Origin of the sequence: Pseudodesulfovibrio sp. JC047 (genome assembly GCF_010468615.1) — a bacterium.
Lineage (GTDB): Bacteria > Desulfobacterota > Desulfovibrionia > Desulfovibrionales > Desulfovibrionaceae > Pseudodesulfovibrio.
Window position 1 is genome coordinate 1 of the sequence record NZ_WUEH01000075.1, and the last position, 524, is coordinate 524.

Genomic DNA, 524 nt, shown 5'->3' on the forward strand with positions numbered 1-524 from the left:
AAATGGAGGGTAGTACCACAATGTCTATCAAAACATGGATGGCAAAAGGCTCTGTGGCTCTCAATATGATGAATGGGAATCAGACTCAGCATCGTATTCCAATGAATCCACAGCCGCGTCTTGGATTGCTCGGAAACGGACAGATTATCCGTGAAGATTATTTTGTATGGGACTCCCCTCAAGCGGTTTGTCCTATCGTGGACAAGGGGATGTATCGTATTCTCAGGCAGGCCCCATACCAGCCCGATGACGTCGTTTGGGTGCGTGAATCTGGTCGCGTCGTAGCCTACGAAGAGTCCGCAGATTGTCAGTTTGAATGGATGAGAATCAAATACATAGCGGATGGGCACGAAGAGGAAATAAACACTCCATGGCGTATGTCCGAGGCTTGGGACGGCAACGGACAGAAGTACCCATACGGTGCGCCAGATTGGGTCTGGAAGAAGCAAGGCATTCCAAACGGTATTTTCAAAGAAGCCGCCCGTACTTTTCTCAAAGTCAACGAGGTGCGCATTGAGCGGGTC

At 49.8% G+C, this 524-nt stretch carries 1 protein-coding gene; it reads left to right on the forward strand.

The genetic code is table 11. The features are described 5' to 3' along the window. Positions 1-20: 20 nt before the first annotated feature. On the forward strand, positions 21-524 hold a 504-nt coding region (locus GO013_RS16725), incomplete at its 3' end, for a hypothetical protein (RefSeq protein WP_203529705.1).